We start from the raw sequence: 23,282 nt of genomic DNA on the forward strand, positions 1-23,282 counted from the left end.
CGAATCTACTGTTGTTGTAGCCAGATTTAAGTACCCCTCTTCCTCAATTCGTTTGCTAAACCTTTAATAAACAAATAATTTATGGTCCCACCAATAACGCCACCTGCAACCGGCACTAAACGTCGGCTTAATTTAGATCCTAAATTCATCAGGATTTTCTCCGCAACCTCTTCCATAATATTTTTGCTGATGGCCAATTTGGCATCGGCCTTAACAGATGAAGCGACAATCTTAAAAAAGTCGTCAAAACTGATTTTATATTTACCCGTATTGTGGTAAGAAATCGCCAGAGTAACCCTAAATTGCTGAGTGATAATATTAATCACATCCAGCGGTGTACCAATAAGCATGGTTCCAACACCACCCACTCCTGTAATTAATCCAGAGCCTGCTGCCAGTAAAGCGCATTGATTGGTAAACTTATCGATCCCCATGGCATCAACACCTTTTTTGATGTTCAGCTGGTCAATCTGATTAAAAATCTGCTTAAAGCCACCTGCCGCAAGTTGTTTAAAACTTCCCTGAATATCGGTTTTTACTTTTTTAAAATTGATCCGCTTAAACGATGGTAAATTCATTCCTTTTTAGTTTAGTACAAATGATAGTACTACTTTCATGCCAGAGCAGAAATTCAAAAAAAGTAAATAGATTTGTTTTCCTTCAAAACCTCTTCTTATAATGAATAGCGCTTTAAAGCAACATATAGAAAAAATCACTCCGTTAACCGATGCCGAATTCGAATATGTTTCTTCAATGTTCAGCAGTAAAAAGCTTAAGAAACATCAATTTCTGGTGCAGGAAGACAGCGAAGTCCATAACGAGTATTGGGTAGTAAAAGGATTACTTAAAGCCTATCATACAGATGAAGACGGGAAGATACACATCCTTCAGTTTGCTATGGAAGATTGGTGGATCACCGATTTTCAGGCTTACATGAATTGCACCCCGGCAACAATAGCCGTAGATTGTATAGAAGATTGTGAATTACTTGTTCTATCAAGAGATAATAAGGAAAAGCTCTGCAACGAATTACATAGCATTGCCAATTTCTTTCGTAAAAAATCCAATGTAGGGTATGTAGCATTGCAACAACGTATCTTGCTGCTGCTCAATAAAAATCCTCAGGAAAGATATAACCGTCTTTTTAAACTGAATCCAAAATTACTCCAACGCCTTCCTAAAACTTTATTGGCATCTTATTTAGGAGTATCAAGAGAAACCCTAAGTCGGTTAAGCCGTCCATAGTGTGCGTGTAATCACAATTATTTTGTGATTAGCATCCTTTTTGCTGTTGTATTATTGCTCCAACTTTGCATCATTATATTTTATCTCATATAAAATGAATTTGATCAAAAAAGGAATGATGGCACTTGCTGCATGTGCCATTTTAATATCCCTGACCTTGTCGGCTGCGGCACAGTCAACAATTAAAACAACTACTATGAAAAAGAAAATTCTGTTTGTGGTTACCAGCCATGATAAAAAAGGAAGCACCGGTGAGCATACAGGTTATTACCTGGGCGAAGTAACCCATGCCTGGAAAGTACTAAAAGATGCGGGTTATGAAATAGACTTTGTTAGCCCAAAGGGAGGTCAGCCTCCGATTGATGGCCTGGACTTAAGTGACGCAGTAAATAAGGAATTCTGGGACGACCAATACTATCACAATAAAATCAATCATAGCTTAAAACCTGCCGAGGTAAATCCTGAAGAATATGCAGCTATTTATTATGCAGGTGGCCATGGAGCGGTTTGGGATTTTCCAGATAACGAAGAAATCTCGGCAATAGCCACTAAAATATATGAAAACAACGGTATTGTAAGCGCAGTTTGCCATGGTCCTGCAGGGATTGTGAACATTAAATTGAGCGATGGCAAGTACCTGATAACCGGCAAAAAAGTGAACGGCTTTACCAATGAGGAAGAGGTAGCCGTTAAATTGGATAAAGTTGTTCCTTTTTTATTGGAAGATAAGTTGATTGAGCGGGGTGGTATTTATGAAAAATCAGCTCCATGGCAAGAACATGTTGTAACTGATCAGCGATTGGTTACCGGACAAAACCCTCAGTCTGCACATGCAGTTGGTGAAGCGGTTTTGGCATTACTTTCAAAATAAATCTCTTATTAATGCAGCTATGGCAGGAGCATGGCTGCATTAATATTACTTGTATATCAATTAGTTTTTTACTAATTTCAACTCACTGATAATATAGGGATTAGCTCGTTACGATAACCTCGTAACAAGCATTTATCAGAACCATACGAACCACCATATTTTAATTTATTAGCATAGCTATGTTTATATCGATTATCACTCCTGCCTATAATCGTGCTGAAACGCTTCATCGTTGTTATGAATCGTTGAGCAAACAGTCCTTTAAAAATTTTGAGTGGATTATTGTTGATGATGGTTCTACAGATGATACAGCAGAAACCGTATCGGCATGGCAGCGTGAGTCGCCTTTAAATATTAATTATTATCAAAAGCCCAACGGAGGCAAGCCCTCTGCTGTGAATCAGGGAGTAAAGCTTGCAAGCGGCGAAATGTGTGCGATACTTGATTCCGATGATGCCCTTTGCGATGATGGCCTTAAAACTTTGGTTGATGAGTGGGAAAGCCTCTCGCCTGATGTAAGAGATAAGTATTGGTGTGTATGCGCTTTGGTAGAGGATTCGGCTACAAAACAGATTGTCGGCGATTTATTTCCTGCTGATCACATCACCATTACAGGAGGGGAATTTCAGTTTAAATATAAAATACAAGGCGATAAATTTGGCTTAATGCGTACTGCATTGCTGAAAAAGAATCCATATCCCGAGGCCGATGGCTATAAATTCGTACCCGAAAGCTATATCTGGAATAGGTTGGGTCGCCAATACAAGTACATCTGCATCAATACCGTAGTGTTAACTTATTTTATGCCAACAGGCTCTGGTTTTGGTAATCTGAGTGGCAAAGCAAACAGAATCCGAAATGCCAAAGGCTTAATTATGTGTGATGTTGATGTAGTGAATGAAGACCTGCCACATTGGTTTTTCAGCTCGCCCGTATTTTTTTTTAAAAGAGCCGCCCAGCTCTCCCGTTATGGTATGCATTCTGCATCCTTTTTGCATCAATATAATAGCATAGGAACCGGATGGGGTAAGGCGCTTGTTTTACTCTCGCTCCCACTTGGCTTTACACTTTATTTAGGAGATAAGCTTTGGTTTAAATATTATTACGCCCCAGCCAAGGCCAAATTGTTAAGAGATACCGTCTCGTAAAAGAAAATTACAAACATAATTGCCCAATAGTACAGACAATACTTATATTCGTTTTCATCACCAATATAAAATTAAATGTACCGTAGTATTAATGATTTTCTGGCCGACTGGAAATACGAATCCGAAGGCACTGCTAAGGTTTTTTCCGTAGTTACGTCAGAAACTAGTAAAGAAAAGATCCATGAAAATGTACGTTCCTTGCAACGACTTGCCTGGCACTTAACCCAAACCATTACTGAGATGGGTACCCGCGCAGGTTTGTTGGAGCAGGATACCCTGGAACATGAACCAGCACCGGAAAGCATAGATGCTTTGATAGAAGTTTACAACAATTACAGCACGTTACTTAGCAGGGCAGTTCATTTAAAATGGACAGATTCGTCTTTGTCAGAAAAAGTACCCATGTATGGCGAGGCCTGGGAGAAGGGTAAAATTTTAAGGGTATTGGCTTCGCATCAGAGTCATCACCGTGGTCAGATGACCGTAATTATGAGAATGCTGGGTTTACCGGTTCCGGGAATATATGGCCCATCAAAAGAGGAGTGGGTTGAGATGGGTATGCCAGCGATGGATTAAACAGAGAACGTTTCTAAATTGAAATGATCTTGCCCGGTCTGTTTACTTTGTTTTAGCTTTGGCCAAAATTAAAAATAGATGTCAAAAACGAAGCTTACAATTAACAATAACGGGTCGGTAAAGATAGAAGGCGATTTTGAAATCGTTGACAGGAATGGCGAAGTGTACGGATTACAGGGTAGAACTACACTATCAATTTGCCGCTGTGGACTTTCAAAAAATAAACCATTTTGTGATGGCTCTCATAATGGTCATTTCGAACATGAGGCTGTAGCCTTTGATCTTCCTCCTAAAAAGGTATAATTAAAATTTAATTAACCACCTCGTCATCTCGACGATAGGAGAGATCTCTTGCTTACGCTATTTGCTATGCAGCTACTTCATGGTCAAGGGATCTCTCCTATTGTCGAGATGACGACTTATAATCTTCTTCTTTTCTTTTCCTTCATAATTAACCCAAGCTCGCGGCTCGTTTGTCCAGCTATTGAAGTATTTTCCTGAGCTCTTCTGAATAGATACGGCATCACGGCTTTAACCGGTCCGTAAGGCACGTATTTCGCTACGTTATAACCAGCATCCGATAAGTTAAAGCTTAAATTATCACTCATTCCCAATAACTGGGCAAAATAAACATGAGGATGATTGTGGGCGATCTTATTTTCATCAAGCAACTCTGCTAATAACCTGCAGCTTTCTTCGTTATGAGTTCCGCAAACAAAAGCGATTTCATCAATATGAGCCATGCAATATCTTAATGACTCGTCATAATCAGTATCAGATGCTTCTTTGGTAGGTTGTATTGGCGATGGATAACCCATTTCTTCTGCTCTTTTACGTTCCTTTTCCATGTAAGCACCTCTAACCATTTTAACGCCTAAAATATAACCGGCAGCCTTTGCAATAAGGTGATCCGCTTTTAAATCAGCAAGTTTATCATGACGATACATCTGATAAGTGTTATAAACAATAATGGTTTCTTTATTAAACAAGCGCATCATCTCTACTGCAAGCTCATCAATTGTTTTCTGGATCCAGGTTTCTTCGGCATCAATCATTACAGGTACCTTTTTATCAAAGGCAGTTCTGCAGATCTTTTCACAACGTTGCTTTACTTTTTCATATTCAGCTTCTTCGGCTGGTGTTAATGCTTGTTTTGCATCCAACTTCTCAAGCAAAGCAAAACGGCCAATACCTGTAACCTTAAATACGGTAATTGGAATACGTTTGTCTTTAGCAGCCTCATCTATTGTTCTGATAATCTCTTCGCAGGTAAAATCAAAAACAGTTTCTTCATCTTCACCCTCAACAGAATAATCCAGAATGGTACCTACTTTACCTGAATGAAGCTGCGTAATTGTTTCTGCGCATTCGGCAATGGTTTCGCCTCCGCAAAAGTGTTTAAAAATGGTAGCTTTAATAATACCTTTAATTGGTAAGCCAATGTTTAAAAAGAAATTGGTAACCGGAGGGCCAACTTTAGTTAAGAAATTACTGCTTATTATTTTAAAAAGCCAATAGGCGGCGTTTAATTCAGAGTTAGATTTGTTGCGGAAAGCAACTTCAGTATCATCAAAATTCAATGATTTTTTGGGGAATGTCTCCATTAGTGAATGTCAGTTAGTCAAATCGTTTGCAAAAGTATAAATTCCACAGCTATCACTGGTAGAACACCCTATAAATAATTGTAATTTCGGCAGTAAAAAATTTTATCTAAGTTTGTCTTATAATGATACAATTTAAATTAGAAGGTGAATTCATTCCCCTTATTCAGTTGTTAAAAGCAACTGCACTTGTACAAAGCGGTGGCGAAGCCCAAACTGTTGTTGAAGACGGTCTTGTAAAATATAACGGCAAGGTTGATTACCGCAAGCGATTGAAGGTGCGGGTTGGAGATGTAATTGATTTTATGGGTCAGAAAATAACAATCATTTAATGAACAAATTAAACAGTGCCGGACACACCATCCATTTTGAAACGAATCTTGCCCCTCTGGTAGAAATTATAGAAAGCAGCAAATACAGCAAGATTTTTGTATTTGTAGATCGCAATACCGCAGAATTGTGTTTACCCCGGTTCCAGGAAATGCTGGGAGATTTTACAGGATTTGATCTGATTGAAACAGATCCTGGCGAAGAGAACAAAAACATTGATTTTTGTATCGGCATCTGGAAAACGCTATTGGATTTTGAAGCGGACCGCAAATGCCTGATGATAAATTTAGGTGGAGGCGTGATTACTGATATGGGCGGCTTTGTAGCTTCGACTTACAAACGTGGAATTGATTTTATTAATATTCCTACTACCCTTCTTTCGCAGGTTGATGCATCGGTGGGTGGTAAAACTGGTATTGATGTGGACAATGTAAAAAATATGGTTGGAACCTTTACCCTGCCTCAAGCTGTATTTATTGAAACTTCTTTCCTTAACACCTTGCCTAAAAGAGAACTGCTTTCTGGTTTTGCTGAAATGATTAAACATGGTTTAATTGTAGACAAAGACTATTATGCAGAGTTACAGAACAGTGATTACGAACAAATAGCCGCAAGTGCTATTTACCGTTCGGTAGAGATAAAAAATGAGGTTGTAACAGAAGACCCTCATGAAAAAGGATTAAGAAAAATATTAAACTACGGGCATACCATAGGTCATGCGTTTGAAACCTATTCTTTAATAAACGACAAAAATCCTTTAACACACGGCGAGGCAATAGCCATAGGTATGATTTGCGAAGGCTACTTATCTGCCAAAAACAACACGCTTAGTAAGGACGAACTTAACGATATCAGTACCTATATCTTAAAGCTATATCCCAAATATCACATTAAGGAAGAAAGTTTTGACCAGTTATTAGAATTTATGCAAAGCGATAAAAAGAATGAAAACGGACAGATTATGTTCTCTTTATTGAGCCGCATTGGTGCCTGTGATTTTAACTGTAGAGTATCAAAAACCGACATTTTGGATAGTTTTACTTACCTGAACACCTTAACTTCCAACTCAGAAAATGCCTAATATTTTGAACCACAACAAGAACCTTATTACAAACAATAAATAATTTTTTTAAATTAACTATTGACAAATTAAATTTTGTTAGTACATTTGGCGAAACGAAAAGAAAATTTTGAAAAATATCACTACATATTGGTTTGGTTACTTCTACTACTTTAGTAAGAGCCGGGACTAATATGCACTAGAATCTAATAAGATAAATGTATACGAAAAGTCCCGGTCTAAAGCCGGGACTTTTTTCGTTTAGAGAAAATAACAGTTATGATAATTTCATAACCATTAAAAAGGGAAAATATTCTAATGAAAAAAGGAACAAGAGTAGCAATTCAAGGCATTAAAGCTTCATTTCACGAAGAGGCCGCATTCAAGTTTTTCGGAAAAGACATTCAAACCATTGAATGTACTTCCTTTAAACACACATGCGAGGTTTTAGAGAACGATGGTGCAGACTTCGTGGTAATGGCAATTGAAAATTCAATAGCCGGAAGTCTTCTACCCAACTATACCTTAATACGTGAATACAATTTCGCTGTAGTTGGCGAAGTTTACCTGGCTATTCAACTTCACCTGATGGCACTGCCTGGTGTAAAGTTTGAGGATGTTAAATATGCTACTTCCCACCCTATTGCTATTCGCCAATGCGTTGATTTCTTTGAAGATTACCCACAGATCCAAATCATAGAGAGTAATGATACTGCGGCTTGTGCTAAGCGTATTAAAGAAGAACAGCTTACAGATACAGTTGCTATAGCAAATACGCTTGCGGCTGAACTGTACGGACTAAATATCATTGAAAGAAGAATTGAATCTAACAAGAAAAACTTTACCCGTTTTCTGATTCTTAAAAAAGGAACGGCTGAAGAAGGTACTCCAATCAATAAAGCATCTATTTGCTTTCAGGTAAGTAACCATGTGGGTGCCCTGGTTAAAGTATTAAACATCTTTGCTGACCAGCAGGTTAACTTAAGTAAAATACAAAGCATGCCTGTGCTTGGAAAAAGAAATGAATATTACTTCTATGTAGATATGGAATGGAAAAACATGGAAGCTTATGATAAGGCTGTCCGCCAGGCCCTTAAATACACCGTGAACTTTACTATCATGGGCGAGTATCAGAAAAACGATAAAGTATAATTAGCATAAATAATCCAATTAAAATAAAATATTAACACATATAACCCCAAAACAATGAAATTACAATTAAACATTCAACCGCTTAACACCTGGCTTAACATCAACAACGAGCCTTTGATTATCTCAGGACCTTGTAGTGCAGAAACTGAAGAACAATTATTAACTACAGCTCATTTATTGGCTGCTACTGGAAAAGTATCTGTTTTAAGAGCAGGTATCTGGAAACCACGTACTCGTCCGGGAGAATTCGAAGGAATTGGAAGTATAGGTTTAGAGTGGTTAAAAAGAGCTAAATTAGAAACTGGTTTACCAACAGCTGTAGAGGTTGCAAATGCTAAACACGTTGAAGAAGCTTTAGCTGCTGGTGTGGATATCCTTTGGATTGGTGCACGTTCAACAGTAAACCCATTCACAGTTCAGGAAATTGCTGACGCTTTAAAAGGTGTTGACATTCCGGTATTAGTTAAAAACCCTGTAAACCCTGATTTACAACTATGGGTTGGTGCTTTAGAGCGTATCAATGGCGCTGGTATCACTAAATTAGGTGCAATTCACCGTGGTTTCTCTTCATTCGAGAAAAGCTCGTTCCGTAACGAACCAATGTGGGAACTTGCTATCCAGTTGAAAACATTATGTCCTGAGTTACCAATCATTAACGATCCAAGTCACATCTGTGGCAACAGAGAGTTAATTCCTTACATCTCTCAAAAAGCATTAGACTTAGATATGCAAGGTTTAATGATCGAGTCGCATGTTGACCCTTCTGTTGCATGGACTGATGCTAAGCAACAAGTAACTCCAGCTGCTTTAGCTGAATTGGTTGACCGCTTGACAGTTCGCGAACCAGAAACTAAAAATGAAGCGATCTCTGATCAATTAGCTGAATTCCGTAAGCAAATCGATAAAATTGACGACATCTTATTACAAAAATTAGGTGAGCGTATGTCTATCGTTGCTAAAATCGGTGAGTACAAACGCGATAACCAGGTTACAATTTTACAGGTTAACCGTTGGGATGCCATCATTAAAAAAGGTATCTCATTTGCAAAAGCACTAAAATTAGACTTAAACTTTACTGAGAAATTTTTAGAACTTGTTCACGGTGAATCTATCCGTAAACAAACTGAGATCATGAACGCAGGCAAAGCTGAAAAAGGAATTGCAGCAGAAGCACACACAGAAGTTAAGTCTTAATAATGAGTAAACATGCGCTTGTTTCTTTTAAAGGAAACAAACAAATAGATACAGAAATTACACTTACAGGCTCTAAGAGTGAGTGTAACAGAGCATTAATTATCAGCTCGTTGAGTAAGGGGACTGTAAAGGTTGATAATATGTCTAATGCTGCTGATACTGTTACTTTAAACAGTATATTAAATAATATCTCGCAAAATAACCCACATCAACAAACCGTTGATGTGGGCCCTGCGGGTACTGCAATGCGTTTTTTAACAGCCATGCTCTCTACCCTACCTGGTAATTTTTTATTAACAGGAACAGAAAGAATGAAACAACGCCCCATTGGTATTCTTGCTGAAGCATTAAAAAACATCGGTGCTGATATTACTTACCTTGAACAAGTTGGATTTCCTCCGTTAAACATCAATGGTCCGTTAAAGCAAAGCACTGATACTGTTAAAATTAAAGGTGATATAAGTAGTCAGTACATTTCAGCTTTATTGATGATTGCCCCTACTTTACCGCAAGGTTTAACGCTACATATTGAGGGTGAGTTAACCTCTCTTCCTTATGTTAAAATGACGTTAGACATGCTTCAGGAAGCTGGCATTGCGCATGAATGGTCTGGAAACAACATCACCATTAAGCCGCAAACTTTTAAACCGGCTACACTTGCAGTAGAACCCGACTGGAGTGCAGCTTCATATTGGTATAGCATTGCTGCTCTTGCTCAAAATGCACAGATCGGTTTGCCTTACCTAAAAGATAAAAGCCTGCAAGGCGATAGTCGTATCAGAGAAATTATGACTGCCTTTGGGGTAAAAACAGCTAAAACTGATAAAGGAATTAACCTGACAACCACTGAAACAAATTTTAATGATGATATTCTTGATCTAAAAGATTGTCCGGATTTAGCACAAACCATTATTGTATGCGCAGCTGCTTTAAGAAAAAACCTTAAATTCACTGGTCTGGAAACCTTAAAGATCAAAGAAACTGATCGTGTTTTGGCTTTACAAAATGAACTCTCAAAGATTGGTGTAACTTTAAATGAAGACAACTTTATTTATACACTGAACTGCGACCAGCTCAGCTTCCCTGAAAGGGTATCTTTTGCAACTTACGAAGACCATAGAATGGCGATGGCTTTTGCGCCGCTAAGTCTGGTTGTAAACGAAGTTGTTCTGGAAGAAATGGATGTTGTAGAAAAATCTTATCCTGATTTCTGGAAAGATTTAGTAAAAGCAGGATTTACAGTTACAGAGATTTAATTAAAAACATAAAATAATTCTAAAATGGCAGGCAACACATTCGGGCAATTATTTCGCATTACTACCTTTGGGGAATCACATGGTGTGGCCATTGGTGTTATTCTAGATGGATGTCCGGCACAATTGCCCATCGATCTTGATTTTATACAATCAGAGTTAGATAAACGCAAACCAGGGCAATCTAAGATTACTACTCAACGCAAAGAGAGCGATACCGTGCAGATTCTTTCAGGAACATTTGAAGGAAAAAGTACAGGTACACCAATTGCAATGCTTATTCCAAACGAAGATCAGCGCAGTAAAGATTATAGTCACAATACTGATGTTTATCGCCCCTCTCATGCTGATTATACTTATGATGCTAAATACGGCATTCGTGATCACCGTGGTGGCGGACGCTCCTCAGCTCGTGAAACAGCTGCCCGCGTTGCAGCGGGAGCGATTGCCAAGTTGTTGTTAAAACACCACGGTATCGAAGTTTTTGCTCACGTATCTTCAGTAGGCAAAATCGAAGCCCCTAATCTTGAAAGTAAAAACATTGCTGATTTGCTAGCTATCCGCGAAGAAAACATTGTTCGCTGCGCAGATCCAGCTATCGCAAATCAAATGATCGAATTTATTGATGGCGTTCGCAAGGATGGTGATACAGTAGGCGGAAAAATCAATTGTATTGTTAAAAACTGTCCTGTTGGCTTAGGTGAACCTGTATTTGATAAACTTCATGCAGATCTGGGCAAAGCCATGCTAAGCATTAATGCGGTTCATGGTTTTGAATATGGGTCTGGATTTAGCGGAAGCGAAATGAGGGGATCAGAGCATAACGATATCTTTTTAGCAAATGAAGGTCAGCCTAAAACGCTTACCAACTTCTCTGGCGGAATCCAGGGTGGTATTTCAAATGGAATGGAAATCAATTTCACAGTAGCCTTTAAACCGGTTGCAACAATTATGCACAATCAGCAAACCATAAATGCTGCAGGCGAAGCCGCAGAAATTAAAGGAAAAGGCCGACACGATCCATGTGTTGTGCCCCGTGCGGTTGTAATTGTTGAGGCAATGGCAGCATTAGTGCTAGCCGATCATCTACTTCGAAACAGATCAAGCAAATTAGCATAACAGAAAATCAACAAAGTTAATTTAGACTCTCCTTAGATCATGGTCTAAGGAGAGTCTAAGTTGAGTCTGATCAGAGTCTGAGATAACTCTGAGGAGTTATCTTCTCTGGCAAGTCTGTTTTTAGTTATTTTTAGAATATAGAAGGATATTTTGATGCGTTGTTATCATGCATAATTTGATACACAGTTTCAATAATATCATCAACAGATGGCTTACTAAAATAGTCTCCATCTGATCCGTAAGGCGGACGATGAGCTTTAGCGGTAAGCGTTCTTGGCTGTCCGTCTAAATGGTAATAACCGTTTTGCGCTTCCAGTACCTGCTGTAAAATAAAAGCAGCACCCCCACCCGGAACATCTTCATCAACAACTAATAACTTATTTGTTTTCTTTAAAGATTCTGCACAAATCTGTTTTGTATCAAAAGGCAGTAATGTTTGAGGATCTATTATTTCAACTGAAATTCCTAATTGGGCCAATTCTTCTGCTGCTTCTTCAACAACCCTTAAAGTAGCTCCATAAGATACAATGGTAACATCAGTTCCTGTTCTGATGATCTCTGCCTCTCCAAGAGGAACAGTGTATTTGCCAACATTTTCCGGTAGTTTTTCTTTTAACCTGTATCCATTCAGACATTCAATAACCAGAGCAGGTTCATCAGATCTGAATAAAGTATTGTAAATACCTGCAGCCTGTGTCATATTACGCGGAACGCATATATGCAAACCTCTTAATGAGCCCAAAATCATAGACATTGGAGATCCTGAATGCCACACGCCTTCTAACCTATGTCCGCGGGTTCTGATGATAACAGGCGCTTTTTGACCGGCTTTAGTCCTATAAGATAAGCTAGCCAGATCATCACTTAAAATATTAAGTGCATATAGTAAATAATCAAGGTACTGAATCTCTGCAATTGGTTTTAAACCACGTAGAGCCAAACCAATACCCTGACCAATAATTGTCATTTCTCTAATGCCGGTATCCGTGATCCTTAAATCACCATACTTAGCTTGCAAGCCTGCAAATCCCTGATTTACGTCGCCTATTGCGCCTAAATCTTCACCAAAGGCTACTAAACGCTCATCGCGTGCAAAATTAGCGTCAAAGCAAGCGTTCAGTAATTCACGGCCGTCTACCATTTTACTTTCCTCAGTGTATTCTGGAGCCACCTGTTTAACCAATAACGGACTTTCTATACCATCGGTAAATAGCTTAGAATTGTACCTGTCTTCGTTTAAAGAGGCCTGGCTATTATACCAGTTTATCAGTTTGTCCCTCTCTGGAGAAGGGTTATTTATGCTAAGACGTAATGTTTTTCTTGCGGAAGAAACAACCTCCTTACGCAATGCATCAGGTGTACCAGCAAGTAACGAAGCAATTTTTGTGATAGTAGGATTGCCGTTAGCAATTCTGTTGATCATGTCGATTACCTCTTCCTTCTCTACTTTAATGGTAGCTAAGAATTCATTCCATGCCTCTCGTTGGGTTTCACGTACAAGTTTCTTTGCAGTCGCTTCCAGTTCAGTTATTTCTTCTTCCGAAATAATAGCCGATTCAAGCATCCACTTACGCATCTGCAGGTTGCAATCATACTCACGCTCCCACTCCAGACGATCTTTATCTTTATAACGCTCATGAGAACCGGAAGTAGAGTGTCCTTGTGGTTGAGTGACCTCTGTAACATGTATCAAAACGGGAACATGTTCAGTTCTGCATACATCTATAGCACGCTGATAGGTTTCGCACAGTGCCGGATAATCCCAGCCTCTTACTTTAAATATTTCGTAGCCGGCTGCATCTTCATCTCTTTGAAATCCTTTTAGAATTTCTGAAATATCCTCTTTAGTAGTTTGATACTTGGCAGGAACTGAAATTCCATAAGCATCATCCCAGATAGACATAGCCATTGGGATTTGTAAAACGCCGGCCGCATTAATTGCTTCAAAAAACACCCCCTCGGAAGTAGAGGCATTACCAATGGTACCAAACGCGACTTCATTGCCGTTAACCGAGAAATTTTTAAGATAACTTAAGTCGGGATTTTGCCTGTATAATTTGGAGGCATAGGCCAAACCTACTAAACGGGCCATTTGACCACCGGTCGGTGCAATATCAGACGAAGAGTTTTTCATCTCCGTCAGGTCTTTCCAGCTACCGTCTTCATTAAGTGAACGGGTAGCAAAGTGGCAATTCATTTGTCGCCCTGCAGATGCCGGATCAGCCTCAACACTTGGATTTGCGTATAACTGAGCAAAAAACTCTTTTAGTGTACAAATTCCGGTTGCAAAGGCAAAAGTCTGATCTCTATAGTATCCAGATCGCCAATCGCCATTTTTAAAAGCTTTGGCCATTGCTATCTGAGGAATCTCCTTTCCATCACCAAAAATACCAAACTTCGCCTTACCCGTCAACACTTCTTTACGTCCTAATAAACTAGCCTGTCTACTCTCGTAAGCTATTTTATAGTCGTTAATAACAATCGTTTTGAAATCATCAAAACTTAACTCTGAAGCATCAATTGGGTTCGTTGTAAGTTTACTATTTGGCGTCATAAGCAAATCAGTTATGGGGCAAAGATACATAAATTCTAAAGTATGACTTAACGGTGTGAGTTAATTTATATATTGGAATACTTTTTGAATTATCGTTTAAAACATTAAATTTGTTTTAAAACCCACATAAGATGAAAAAGTTATTATTACTATTTACATTAATTTTAGGAGTAAGTGTTGCCTCAAATGCTCAATCTAAACCAGCGGAGTTTAAATTTGACAAAGAGACTTATGACTTTGGAAAAATCCCTTTGAACAAACCTGCTTCTGTAGATTTTAAATTCACTAATATAGGCGATCAGCCATTGATCCTTAGCAAAGTTGAAACAACTTGTGGTTGTACAGTACCTGAATACACTAAAACTCCAATCAAAAAAGGAGAAACAGGAACTATCAAAGTTACTTATAACCCTACTGCAGCACTTCCATTTAGCAAAAGCATTACTATAACTTCTAATGCTAAAACGACTACTAAAGTTCTTTACATTAAAGGCGAAACTGTAGCTGGAAGCACTAAATAGAATCCAATAAAGATATTTCTAATAAAAAACCTCGTTAATCAACGAGGTTTTTTACTTTTGTACCATGCCAAGGATTTCAGAGAAAGGGATACAAATGCCCGCTTCGCCAATTAGAAAATTAACCCCATTTGCTGATCAGGCAAAGAGGGACGGGAAAAAGGTGTACCATTTAAATATTGGGCAACCTGACATAGCGACGCCGGAAGTGATGTTAAATGCCATCAAAAATATTACATTCAATGTTTGGGCCTATACTCCTTCTGAAGGCACACTGACCTATAGAACTAAACTTGCTGAATACTATAATAAACTTGGGTACAACATTACCCCTGAAGATATTCTGGTAACTGTAGGCGGATCTGAAGCTATCACGATAGCCATGCAGACCTGTATTAACGAAGGCGACGAAATTATTGTTCCTGAGCCTTTTTATGCCAACTATAATGGGTTTGCTTGCATGAGCAATGTGGTTGTAAAACCAATATTATCGCATATTGAAAATGGTTTTGCACTCCCTCCAATAGCTGATTTTGAAAAGTTAATTACCGACAAAACCAGGGGTATTATTATTTGCAATCCTAATAATCCTACCGGTTATTTATACTCAAGAGAAGAGCTTGAAGCCCTTAAAGCACTTTGCTTAAAATATGACCTTTTCTTGTTTTCTGACGAGGCATACAGAGAGTTTTGCTATGATGGCAGAGAATTTATCTCTCCTTTGTACCTGGATGGAATAGATGAAAATGTAGTGGTAATAGATACAGTTTCTAAACGCTACAGTGCTTGTGGTGCAAGGTTAGGTTGCATTATCACTAAGAATAAAGAAGTAATTCAATCGGCATTAAAATTTGCACAGGCCAGATTAAGTCCGGGTATGGTTGAACAAATTGCCGGAACCGCAGCAGTTGACACACCTGATAGCTATTTTGAAGAGGTAAACAAAGAATATACCTTAAGAAGAGATACACTGGTGAAAAGGTTAAATGCTATAGAAGGTGTGTTTTGCCCTAATCCCGGTGGTGCTTTTTATGTAGTTGCCAAATTACCGATAGATGATGCTGATCAATTCTGCCAGTGGATACTGGAAAGCTTTACTCATAATGGTGCAACCGTTATGATGGCTCCTGCTACCGGGTTTTATTCGACCGAAGGTTATGGAAAAAACGAGGTTAGAATGGCTTATGTTTTAAATACTACCGACCTTAACAGTGCTATGGATTGTCTGGATATTGCATTAAAACAATATCCTGGTAGAACTATGGCATAATTTTAGTACTTTTGTATCTAAGTTGATGGTTGGAAAGGAGTAGTTAACCATACACCATCAGCACATATAATGGGCTCGTTCTGGATTTGACAGGGTGGCGCTGAGTATGTAAGCATGCAGTGCGTTGTACGGAGAGCACTTAAAAGATAACGTTCAAACTATAATTGGCGAAAATAACTACGCCTTAGCTGCCTAATTTAGAATTAGATAAGCTTTTGTTCCTCTAGCTGCTGCATCGTTAGGTTAGAATCCGGAGCATCGAAATAACGAAGCTGGCATTTGTAAGGTACGCTACATTTGTGAGATAAAGTACCTAAGGTGAAAGGTTAGGTCGGTTTCCAGCCCGCCAGATCCCTACAATTAATTGGAAAATAAGCATGAAGAAAGCATAATTTATCACACAACTGGACAAGGGTTCGACTCCCTTCGGGTCCACCTATTAAAACATAAAAGGCTACTGTAACGGTAGCCTTTTATGTTTTATCTCTAATTCAATGGAATATTAAGTTTAGTGCTTACAATCTTGACCTCACTATCATTCATTGCGTAGAGGTATAGTTTATAACTTGAGGGATTCTCTGGAATAGTTAAGGTCATACTACTTCCTTCTCCCAGTTCTATCACATTAACAAGATTCCCATAGGAATCAGTTTTCACAAGATTCCATTTAAACCTCAAGTTTGCTTCGGGCTTTGGTAGACTCCACTCATTTGAATTAAGCACCAAAGCGCGGTACGTTACAGGCATATTCGCAAATATGGTTACCGAAGGCGACAACACCTTTATCATTGGCATCTTTGAAGGTAATTTTGAACCGGTCCATAGATTTGACAGCTCATAAAATTCAAACTTATTCTTTCCCGAATAATCTTTAAGACCATCAAATGTGACGAATTGATTAGTCATTTCATCTTGCCAGTTAGCTATAAATACCCCGGCTTTGTTATTCTTGTTCTTTAAATAATCTGAAGTATTTACCCTGCTAAAGAAATATGGTTCTTTAAAATTCTTTATTTCTGTCATAGCAACAGAATCAGAGTACTTATCTGCAACCAGACCGAAATAGTCGATATCAGGAATCCGGCTATGAAGCGTGGCTATATTCTTACTCAAGTTATTATTTGCATACAGATCTACCGTAACCGGCCTATTTGGATCTATTTTCTTTATCTCCTTTATTAACTTATGCAGCCAGGAAATATATGCTTCTCTCGGGAAAAACAGATCGGGCATATAGTAATCATGTTCCAGTTTACGCAGAGGTGTATTTGCTATATTCCATAAAATGATATCTTTTCTACCCTTTAGTTCTGTAACGGTATTTAATACTTTATCAGCATAACTATTTAAAGCTTTTCTGTCGGCAATAAAATCACTGTTATCTGGCAGCCAATAACTATAGGCTACTTTAAGTCCATTATCTTCAGCAACATTTAATACATTTCGGTCATATACGCTAGGCCCAAAATACTTGATGGTATTAAATCCTACTCTTTTCATTTCCAAAATATCAGCTACAATTTCTTTCTTCTTTAAAGCATGATAATTGGTAGACCAGTTCTGCCCTTTTGCATAATTAACCCCTCTTATCTCTGGTAAAATCTGAATATTTCTGCTATTTAAAGAATTCTCTATTTTGTCGACAGGAGTTTCAACAGCCTTTGTATACTCTATCCAGCTTCGCTTTTTATTATATTTTTTTATTGCGACACCTACTTTGGTAAAATCTTCAATTTTCCAATTTAAAGGTTTACCTATAGCAGTATCCACTGTGTTTCTGTCAAAGCTGCTATTAAAAAATACGGCGGCTTTAATTTCCGGAAATTTATTTCTAATACTTTTAAATGCATTTTGAAACCATTGATCCTGTTTGCCTTCGGATGGTAACGACCCCATTTCTGCAAGCATAACAGGCAAATCAGTTTTAAACACTGGATTTTTATGGAATGGTTGATAAAGCTGTTCCATACTATACCAACTATTGCTACCATTTCTGGTGCCGTAGTTTAGATTAGTAACTCCTATCCAATCCACATATTCCCTGCCGGGAAAATAACCAGATACGGCATCAGGTTTCCACGGATTCCAAACCCATACTGCATTATAAACACCATTTTTGCTAAAATAGTCATGAACATACTTCCAGCCTGCTTTAAAGTCTTCCGCACTATTCCCACCTTTAGCTGACCATGGATATTGCGGATTGTCTGCCTCGTGGGCAAACCGGATAAAAACGGGGCGTTTAAGCGACTTTATTTGCTCAGAAAAAGTTTTTAAATAACCATCGTAATCGCCTTTAAGGATGCGTGAGAATACTTTTTCTTCTCTTTGCCCCACTTCAATATTTTTCAATTTATCAAACAAACTCTGCCAAGGTTCCCAGCTAATCATCGGAACAGCATTGGATTGATAAATTGAATCCATCAGTGGAATGGGCAGTTGGGATTCAGCATGGTCTCCCCATGGAATATAAAGAGAAACTATACCAAAATGTAATTTACTCTGATCTTCATATTTCTTAACAAGCTTCAAAGAGGTTAACCCATTGCTTTTCTCAGGAGCAAATATTCCTGAAATAAATATGTCTTTGTTATAATTATAAGGAACTGGTTTTATCTCATTACCAGAGCGTGTATTCACAAAATAGATTGCACCACAAACAATAAGGGTAGTAATCATTAAAGCAGTACTTCTGACTCCGCTATATATTTTTCTCCGAAGTTTCCAGAAGCGCGCTTTAAATTCCGAAACATAACTCATCGTGGAGTTTAGCACTGGAACTTTCCGCTTTAACTTCCTAAATTGGCTTTGTCTGCTTGCTACAATTGTAAACGACAATATAACGCAATTAATTGCCGCAAACCCCGCCATAATTAAATTGTAAGGGTTCCAATCTTTATACAATCCAAATATTATTGAAAAGAGCGAAATTGCAATTACAGCTATATTTGGAATATTTAAACCCCAGTTATTTTCATCTCTTCCATCTTTAGGGGTCGGGTTATAAGGAACCTTTTTACGTAAAATGGTATAAAATAACCCTATAATGAATATCCACCATGTACCGATCATTAGCAATCCCCCAACTACATGAAATCCACGCTCTTCTTCTTCCATTACCCATCGTTGTACAAAATGCCTTATCAGGATTATGGACATAACCAATGGAAAACTAATTGTTATGAAATTAAAGAAAACAATGTTTATTGGACTGGTATTAAAAACCAAAGAAAATATTGGTATTAAAAAATTAATAAGAAAAATGACTCCCGACAAGTAATGCATTGGTATAATACCATAATGCAGTTTCTGCTGCCAGGTAAAATTCGAAAACAACTTTGGATAAGAAGTAACCAATAATTCAAAAACGCCCCTCGACCATTTTAATTGCTGGCTATAATATGCAGATAAAGTACTTGGAACCAAACCTCTTGCTAATACTGCCGGAACATATACTGATTTCCATCCCTTCGCATGTAACTGCATTGCGGTATGCATATCTTCTGCCAATCCGGCTGCGTGCCCACCGATAGAATCCAATGCGGAACGTCTAAAAGTGCAATTTGCTCCAATTGCAAGTACAGTTCCGTATTTATTCATGGTCATCATTATCGGGCCATAGAATTGAAATGTCTGCTGAGCAGCTCCTTTAGCTATTAAACTCTGGTCATAGTTTTTATAAGATTGTACTATTTGTACAAACCCAACCTCAGGGTTGTTAAAATGACTTACTATTGGATCCAGAAAATCTGGAAAAGGTACGTGGTCAGGATCTAATACCACGCAAAGTTCTGCTGAAGATTGTTTTAATGCATTATTGATGTTCCCTGCCTTTGCATCGATTTTTTTTATTCTGGTAACATGAATTACGCCGAGTTCCTCGCATATTTTTCTTAAATAAGGATCATCAGCTTCATCACATAAGAAGGTATTGTGAGGATATTTTATTGCTTTGATAGCGATTAACGTTTCATTAATCATCTCATAAGGCTCTCCCGCACAAAAAGTTGTAAATACATCTACTGTATATATCTTTTCCGTTTTTGGGGTATCTGGTACGGTTATATAAAAGTAATGTATCCATTCATGCATTATCTTCAGGCACATAAAAATTAGCGTAGCCATCAACATCCAATACAATGGAATACTTTCAGCATCAGTCAACAGCAGTTCCCTAAGAAACAAAAACATGCAAAGCATGCCAATGACAATCATCAGGCGCAAAGTGAAAGTCTGTTTTCTCGTTGGATTAATTACTGGCTCTACTATCTTCATCTGTTTTTAATACGTAGAATGGTGTATTACATGTTGCCACATAACCTTTGTCGTCATATATTGTTGCAAATATTCTATATGGCCCCTCTTTAATTGGAGTATTAAAGATAACCTTCAAATCCTGAGTCTGCTCAATAAGTCCCTTAATAAGTAAAGGTTTTTTAGTGTTATTTACATTATTGATTTTATACCAATCTTCAGGATAAATTTCCCAAACAATTCTTTTAACATTTGCATCACCATTTAACATTAATACTTCTGCAGTATTTTTCTCATTCGGCTTTAGAAATATATCATCTTTTGCGCCCTTACTGTTCAGCAGCATATAGTTTAATTTTGGKGCTGNRRYRGTMARKKSKYWWMMKWTNSAKATMGCTWMGRYMGSAWSTACTACCTCAGTCTTGTTTCCTGCATCATCAAAAATACTAAACCAGGTGTGCGTGGTCTCTTGTTTCTGTCCCCAGTAAAAGATAAATGAGCCCAACATTCTTCCGTCATTTAAAGGCATTTGCTCCTTATATCTGGAATAATATTGCTCAGCTTTTTTTGTGCTTGTTTGTTCTATTTTAGCACCCCATGCTGTTTCAGCTGTCCCGTCCCATGGCCCATCAATGCCCCATTCCGTTAATAGATATGGGCCTTTCCAAAACCAGGAAAAGTCTTTTAACTCTTGACTTAATGATCCGATTTTCCCAAAAATATTGAAAGATATGATATCTACATTGGTACGCATTTTAAGATTAAAGATCGTTTTACGCTGAAAGTTTATCATTGTAGTTGTAACCGGATGATCTGGATCATCACTATGGATCATATCAACGATATCATTAAATGCCCCATAAAATTTATTATAAGAGGGCTTATGTGGAAAGACAAGCTCATTACCCACGCACCACATCAGTACTGAAGGATTATCTTTAACCCTATTGACTAACTTTTTTATCGCTTTAAATTGGCTGGCGACCTTTGCATCGTCATTATAAAAGTACATATGTTTGCTTTCAGGTATTGGTAAGCCAATGATGACTGCAATGTTTGCCTCGTTTGCCTTTTTCAATATAGAATCGATGTGGGTGGTATCCCATGTCTTGATGGTATTTCCGCCAAGTTCAGACAATAGGTCTAAATGTTCAGAACCAGCGGCTCCTTTAATATCAAAGGGTTTCCCWWYWCKANRMTMWWSYRAAACTACCGTCTTTCTGCTCAATAAAAACTTTACCAGATCGTTTTGATCGGTTGTCTGAGCAAGCATACAGCGTACTTAAAAAGAGAAAAAAAAAGCAATATTTTCTTAAAGTTAAGAGCATCCCAAGTGTATAATACGCTAAATATAACAAATCCCTGCAAACACTTAAAACTTAATTATTTTAAAGTAAAACTTTGTTTCAATTCTGAACTGAATTTCTTTAGTGAGTTTTTACTTATGCTCCAATCAGGAGCTTTTATGTGACCCCACGCTTTTGGATTGTCGTATAAATTAAAGTAACATACACCAAAAATCTGCTTGTTGTTCTGAATCGTTTTCGCTGCATCTATTAACCATTTATCCTGATATTTCTCTGAACCCTTTACGCCGAATTCAGTTATAAATATCGGTTTATTGAAGAATCTCATTCTATAACTTTTACGTTGAAATATGTTACTAAAAGCCTCCTGCATATTTTCATCAGTAATATTTTTATCTGGCAAACCATATATTGCGATACTGATATAATCAACCACATCGTTACCGGGGTACCAATCTGCCGAGCCTCGGTCTCCCGCTGGACCCCAAACTCTTTGAATATTTTTAGGCTTCTCTTTTAAGAAATTCATAAAATACCTGAATGAACTTATGTATACCACCGGATCCTGGCTCTGCCATGAATAACGATGAATAGGAATTTCCATTTCATGTGCCCAACGCAGATATACCGTTTGTTTAACACTAGAAATTACACTGTAAAGTTTAGAAATCTCTTTATCATACTTTCCACTTAATGTGCTCTGCAGTACATTTGGATCTTCAATGTTACTGCTGCTTTTCCAAGGTTCCATTGTTAAAATAACATCATGTTTTCTTGCAATAACCTCATTAAATTTCTTTACAAATTCACCTTGTTGTATTTCGCCCCAGTCCACAAATATGTGTTCTACCCCTATTTCAGGTTCATCTATTAATTTCTTCATAGGGTCAAATACACCCAAGACCAAATTCTTTCTGATTTGAGTGTTAACAAATGGCTCTTTTAAGTTTTCTGTCGAATAAATGGTATTTTTATATAGGCTTCTTTCTACTTCAATCTTTTTAAGAATGGAATCTGTTTTTTTAACATTTCCCATTCCATCTGCAGACAATATAAATACTGGCTTATCCATAAATCGGAGTCTATGAAGCTTAAATCTTAAATTATCTAAATCAGATAAATCCGAAGGATATATGTTTGATAATTTTTCTCCACCACTACCTAGTACAATACTAATCAAATCAACATTATTCTTTCCCGGCCAGAATTCTGAATCACCGGGATATCCTGTAGGAGCCCAAACAATTTTAACTTTGGGGGCATTTTTTTTTAAATGACCCGAAAAGTAGTTAAATGCATCTATATACGTTGATGGGGATTGATACTGCCAGGGGTATTGTTTTACAGGCACTTCCATTTCCGGGTTCCATCGCACAAAAACAGATCCTTTACTCAGGTTCACTACATTCGCTAATGCTTTGATCTCCTTATCATAACTGCCTTTCAGAACCTCATCAAGAACAGAGGTGCTTTCGGCATTAAAACTTGGCCAGGTCTCAATAGTGATTAGAACGTTCTTATTTTCTACTATTGCATTTTGCAAAGCTTTCTTATTGGAGCTTAATGCAAAAGATTTCCATTTGACCGAAATATGTTTAACGTTGTCTATGACGTCAGATGGAACTTCTTTCTTTTCATCATATACACCAACTAATTTCTCATACGACCTATCTCTAAATTCATTAACAACCATTGTTTTGATTGCCGGCTTGAAATATAGAAAACTACCAATAAGTACAAGTAAAATTAATATAGTAGAATAGTAGAGGCGTTTTTTATGTTTCATTTTATTTAACTGTATAATCCCGTTGTAAATATAATTCTTTGTAA

18 protein-coding genes, 1 other RNA gene and 1 pseudogene are annotated in these 23,282 nt (G+C 37.7%); 14 read left to right on the forward strand and 6 right to left on the reverse strand.

All coding sequences use genetic code 11. From position 1 onward, the window contains the following. Positions 1-26: 26 nt before the first annotated feature. Complete coding sequence (locus tag N824_RS18950) at positions 27-578, reverse strand: hypothetical protein (RefSeq protein ID WP_048906711.1); 552 nt, start codon at positions 576-578, stop codon at positions 27-29. A gap of 100 nt (positions 579-678) precedes the next feature. On the opposite strand from N824_RS18950, the gene N824_RS18955 reads away from it, so the two are divergent. The 5 genes from N824_RS18955 to N824_RS18975 all read left to right on the forward strand — a co-directional run bounded on the left by N824_RS18955 (position 679) and on the right by N824_RS18975 (position 4,143). After that, positions 679-1,245: a Crp/Fnr family transcriptional regulator gene (locus tag N824_RS18955; protein WP_048906712.1), complete on the forward strand. Its 567-nt coding sequence runs from the start codon at positions 679-681 to the stop codon at positions 1,243-1,245. A 94-nt stretch (positions 1,246-1,339) separates the two neighbouring features. After that, entirely contained in the window at positions 1,340-2,116 is a 777-nt protein-coding gene (locus N824_RS18960) for a type 1 glutamine amidotransferase domain-containing protein (RefSeq protein WP_235207203.1), read from the forward strand. Positions 2,117-2,295: 179 nt separating this feature from the next. Beyond that, positions 2,296-3,264, forward strand: a complete 969-nt coding sequence (locus N824_RS18965; protein WP_048906713.1) for a glycosyltransferase family 2 protein — start codon at positions 2,296-2,298, stop codon at positions 3,262-3,264. A gap of 75 nt (positions 3,265-3,339) precedes the next feature. After that, entirely contained in the window at positions 3,340-3,840 is a 501-nt protein-coding gene (locus N824_RS18970; protein ID WP_048906714.1) for a DinB family protein, read from the forward strand. Between the two features lie 78 nt (positions 3,841-3,918). Further along, positions 3,919-4,143 (forward strand): CDGSH iron-sulfur domain-containing protein, encoded by a 225-nt coding sequence (locus tag N824_RS18975; protein WP_048906715.1) that lies wholly within the window; start codon positions 3,919-3,921, stop codon positions 4,141-4,143. 116 nt (positions 4,144-4,259) lie between these two features. Here the strand turns inward: N824_RS18975 and N824_RS18980 are convergent, their stop codons facing one another. Further along, on the reverse strand, positions 4,260-5,444 hold the full coding sequence (locus N824_RS18980) for a proline dehydrogenase family protein (protein WP_048906716.1): 1,185 nt from the start codon (positions 5,442-5,444) through the stop codon (positions 4,260-4,262). A gap of 122 nt (positions 5,445-5,566) precedes the next feature. Between N824_RS18980 and N824_RS18985 the strand changes: the two genes are divergently transcribed. The 6 genes from N824_RS18985 (at position 5,567) to aroC (ending at position 11,549) form a co-directional block, all read left to right on the forward strand. Then, positions 5,567-5,773 carry an RNA-binding S4 domain-containing protein gene (locus N824_RS18985; protein ID WP_048906717.1) on the forward strand — a complete coding sequence of 69 codons (207 nt, stop codon included), beginning with the start codon at positions 5,567-5,569 and terminating at the stop codon, positions 5,771-5,773. Then, positions 5,773-6,852: a 3-dehydroquinate synthase gene (gene aroB / locus N824_RS18990; RefSeq protein ID WP_048906718.1), complete on the forward strand. Its 1,080-nt coding sequence runs from the start codon at positions 5,773-5,775 to the stop codon at positions 6,850-6,852. Before N824_RS18985 ends, aroB begins: the two co-directional genes overlap by 1 nt. Positions 6,853-7,149: 297 nt before the next feature. After that, on the forward strand, positions 7,150-7,983 hold the full coding sequence (locus N824_RS18995; protein ID WP_048906719.1) for a prephenate dehydratase: 834 nt from the start codon (positions 7,150-7,152) through the stop codon (positions 7,981-7,983). A 54-nt stretch (positions 7,984-8,037) separates the two neighbouring features. Further along, entirely contained in the window at positions 8,038-9,177 is a 1,140-nt protein-coding gene (locus tag N824_RS19000) for a chorismate mutase (RefSeq protein ID WP_048906720.1), read from the forward strand. A 2-nt stretch (positions 9,178-9,179) separates the two neighbouring features. After that, positions 9,180-10,433, forward strand: a complete 1,254-nt coding sequence (aroA, locus tag N824_RS19005) for a 3-phosphoshikimate 1-carboxyvinyltransferase (RefSeq protein ID WP_048906721.1) — start codon at positions 9,180-9,182, stop codon at positions 10,431-10,433. 24 nt (positions 10,434-10,457) lie between these two features. Next, the gene (gene aroC / locus N824_RS19010; protein ID WP_048906722.1) at positions 10,458-11,549 is read left to right on the forward strand and encodes a chorismate synthase; all 1,092 of its coding nucleotides are present in this window, start codon (positions 10,458-10,460) and stop codon (positions 11,547-11,549) included. Positions 11,550-11,679: 130 nt separating this feature from the next. On the opposite strand, the gene N824_RS19015 is transcribed toward aroC, so the two are convergent. Then, positions 11,680-14,103 carry a thiamine pyrophosphate-dependent enzyme gene (locus tag N824_RS19015; protein ID WP_048906723.1) on the reverse strand — a complete coding sequence of 808 codons (2,424 nt, stop codon included), beginning with the start codon at positions 14,101-14,103 and terminating at the stop codon, positions 11,680-11,682. A gap of 131 nt (positions 14,104-14,234) precedes the next feature. Between N824_RS19015 and N824_RS19020 the strand changes: the two genes are divergently transcribed. The 3 genes from N824_RS19020 (at position 14,235) to ssrA (ending at position 16,329) form a co-directional block, all read left to right on the forward strand. Beyond that, entirely contained in the window at positions 14,235-14,624 is a 390-nt protein-coding gene (locus tag N824_RS19020) for a DUF1573 domain-containing protein (protein ID WP_048906724.1), read from the forward strand. Positions 14,625-14,688: 64 nt separating this feature from the next. Next, complete coding sequence (locus tag N824_RS19025; RefSeq protein WP_048906725.1) at positions 14,689-15,891, forward strand: pyridoxal phosphate-dependent aminotransferase; 1,203 nt, start codon at positions 14,689-14,691, stop codon at positions 15,889-15,891. Positions 15,892-15,962: 71 nt separating this feature from the next. Continuing rightward, positions 15,963-16,329, forward strand: a transfer-messenger RNA (tmRNA) gene (gene ssrA / locus N824_RS29240). Positions 16,330-16,377: 48 nt separating this feature from the next. Here ssrA and N824_RS19030 read toward each other — a convergent pair. From N824_RS19030 to N824_RS19040, 3 genes and pseudogenes are all read right to left on the reverse strand, one after another. After that, complete coding sequence (locus N824_RS19030) at positions 16,378-20,166, reverse strand: glycosyltransferase family 2 protein (protein ID WP_048906726.1); 3,789 nt, start codon at positions 20,164-20,166, stop codon at positions 16,378-16,380. Continuing rightward, positions 20,141-21,418, reverse strand: a pseudogene (locus N824_RS19035) (glycoside hydrolase family 2 TIM barrel-domain containing protein). Before N824_RS19035 ends, N824_RS19030 begins: the two are co-directional and overlap by 26 nt. 110 nt (positions 21,419-21,528) lie before the next feature. Continuing rightward, entirely contained in the window at positions 21,529-23,238 is a 1,710-nt protein-coding gene (locus tag N824_RS19040; RefSeq protein ID WP_048906728.1) for a glycoside hydrolase family 26 protein, read from the reverse strand. Positions 23,239-23,282 lie beyond the last annotated feature (44 nt).

The organism is Pedobacter sp. V48, assembly GCF_000523515.1.
Taxonomy (GTDB): Bacteria; Bacteroidota; Bacteroidia; order Sphingobacteriales; family Sphingobacteriaceae; genus Pedobacter.

Coding starts and splice junctions, on each gene's coding strand:
- N824_RS18950 (WP_048906711.1), bottom strand. CDS start 578: ATGAATTTACCATCGTTTAAGCGGATCAATTTTAAAAAAGTAAAAACC.
- N824_RS18955 (WP_048906712.1), top strand. CDS start 679: ATGAATAGCGCTTTAAAGCAACATATAGAAAAAATCACTCCGTTAACC.
- N824_RS18960 (WP_235207203.1), top strand. CDS start 1,340: ATGAATTTGATCAAAAAAGGAATGATGGCACTTGCTGCATGTGCCATT.
- N824_RS18965 (WP_048906713.1), top strand. CDS start 2,296: ATGTTTATATCGATTATCACTCCTGCCTATAATCGTGCTGAAACGCTT.
- N824_RS18970 (WP_048906714.1), top strand. CDS start 3,340: ATGTACCGTAGTATTAATGATTTTCTGGCCGACTGGAAATACGAATCC.
- N824_RS18975 (WP_048906715.1), top strand. CDS start 3,919: ATGTCAAAAACGAAGCTTACAATTAACAATAACGGGTCGGTAAAGATA.
- N824_RS18980 (WP_048906716.1), bottom strand. CDS start 5,444: ATGGAGACATTCCCCAAAAAATCATTGAATTTTGATGATACTGAAGTT.
- N824_RS18985 (WP_048906717.1), top strand. CDS start 5,567: ATGATACAATTTAAATTAGAAGGTGAATTCATTCCCCTTATTCAGTTG.
- aroB (WP_048906718.1), top strand. CDS start 5,773: ATGAACAAATTAAACAGTGCCGGACACACCATCCATTTTGAAACGAAT.
- N824_RS18995 (WP_048906719.1), top strand. CDS start 7,150: ATGAAAAAAGGAACAAGAGTAGCAATTCAAGGCATTAAAGCTTCATTT.
- N824_RS19000 (WP_048906720.1), top strand. CDS start 8,038: ATGAAATTACAATTAAACATTCAACCGCTTAACACCTGGCTTAACATC.
- aroA (WP_048906721.1), top strand. CDS start 9,180: ATGAGTAAACATGCGCTTGTTTCTTTTAAAGGAAACAAACAAATAGAT.
- aroC (WP_048906722.1), top strand. CDS start 10,458: ATGGCAGGCAACACATTCGGGCAATTATTTCGCATTACTACCTTTGGG.
- N824_RS19015 (WP_048906723.1), bottom strand. CDS start 14,103: ATGACGCCAAATAGTAAACTTACAACGAACCCAATTGATGCTTCAGAG.
- N824_RS19020 (WP_048906724.1), top strand. CDS start 14,235: ATGAAAAAGTTATTATTACTATTTACATTAATTTTAGGAGTAAGTGTT.
- N824_RS19025 (WP_048906725.1), top strand. CDS start 14,689: ATGCCAAGGATTTCAGAGAAAGGGATACAAATGCCCGCTTCGCCAATT.
- N824_RS19030 (WP_048906726.1), bottom strand. CDS start 20,166: ATGAAGATAGTAGAGCCAGTAATTAATCCAACGAGAAAACAGACTTTC.
- N824_RS19040 (WP_048906728.1), bottom strand. CDS start 23,238: ATGAAACATAAAAAACGCCTCTACTATTCTACTATATTAATTTTACTT.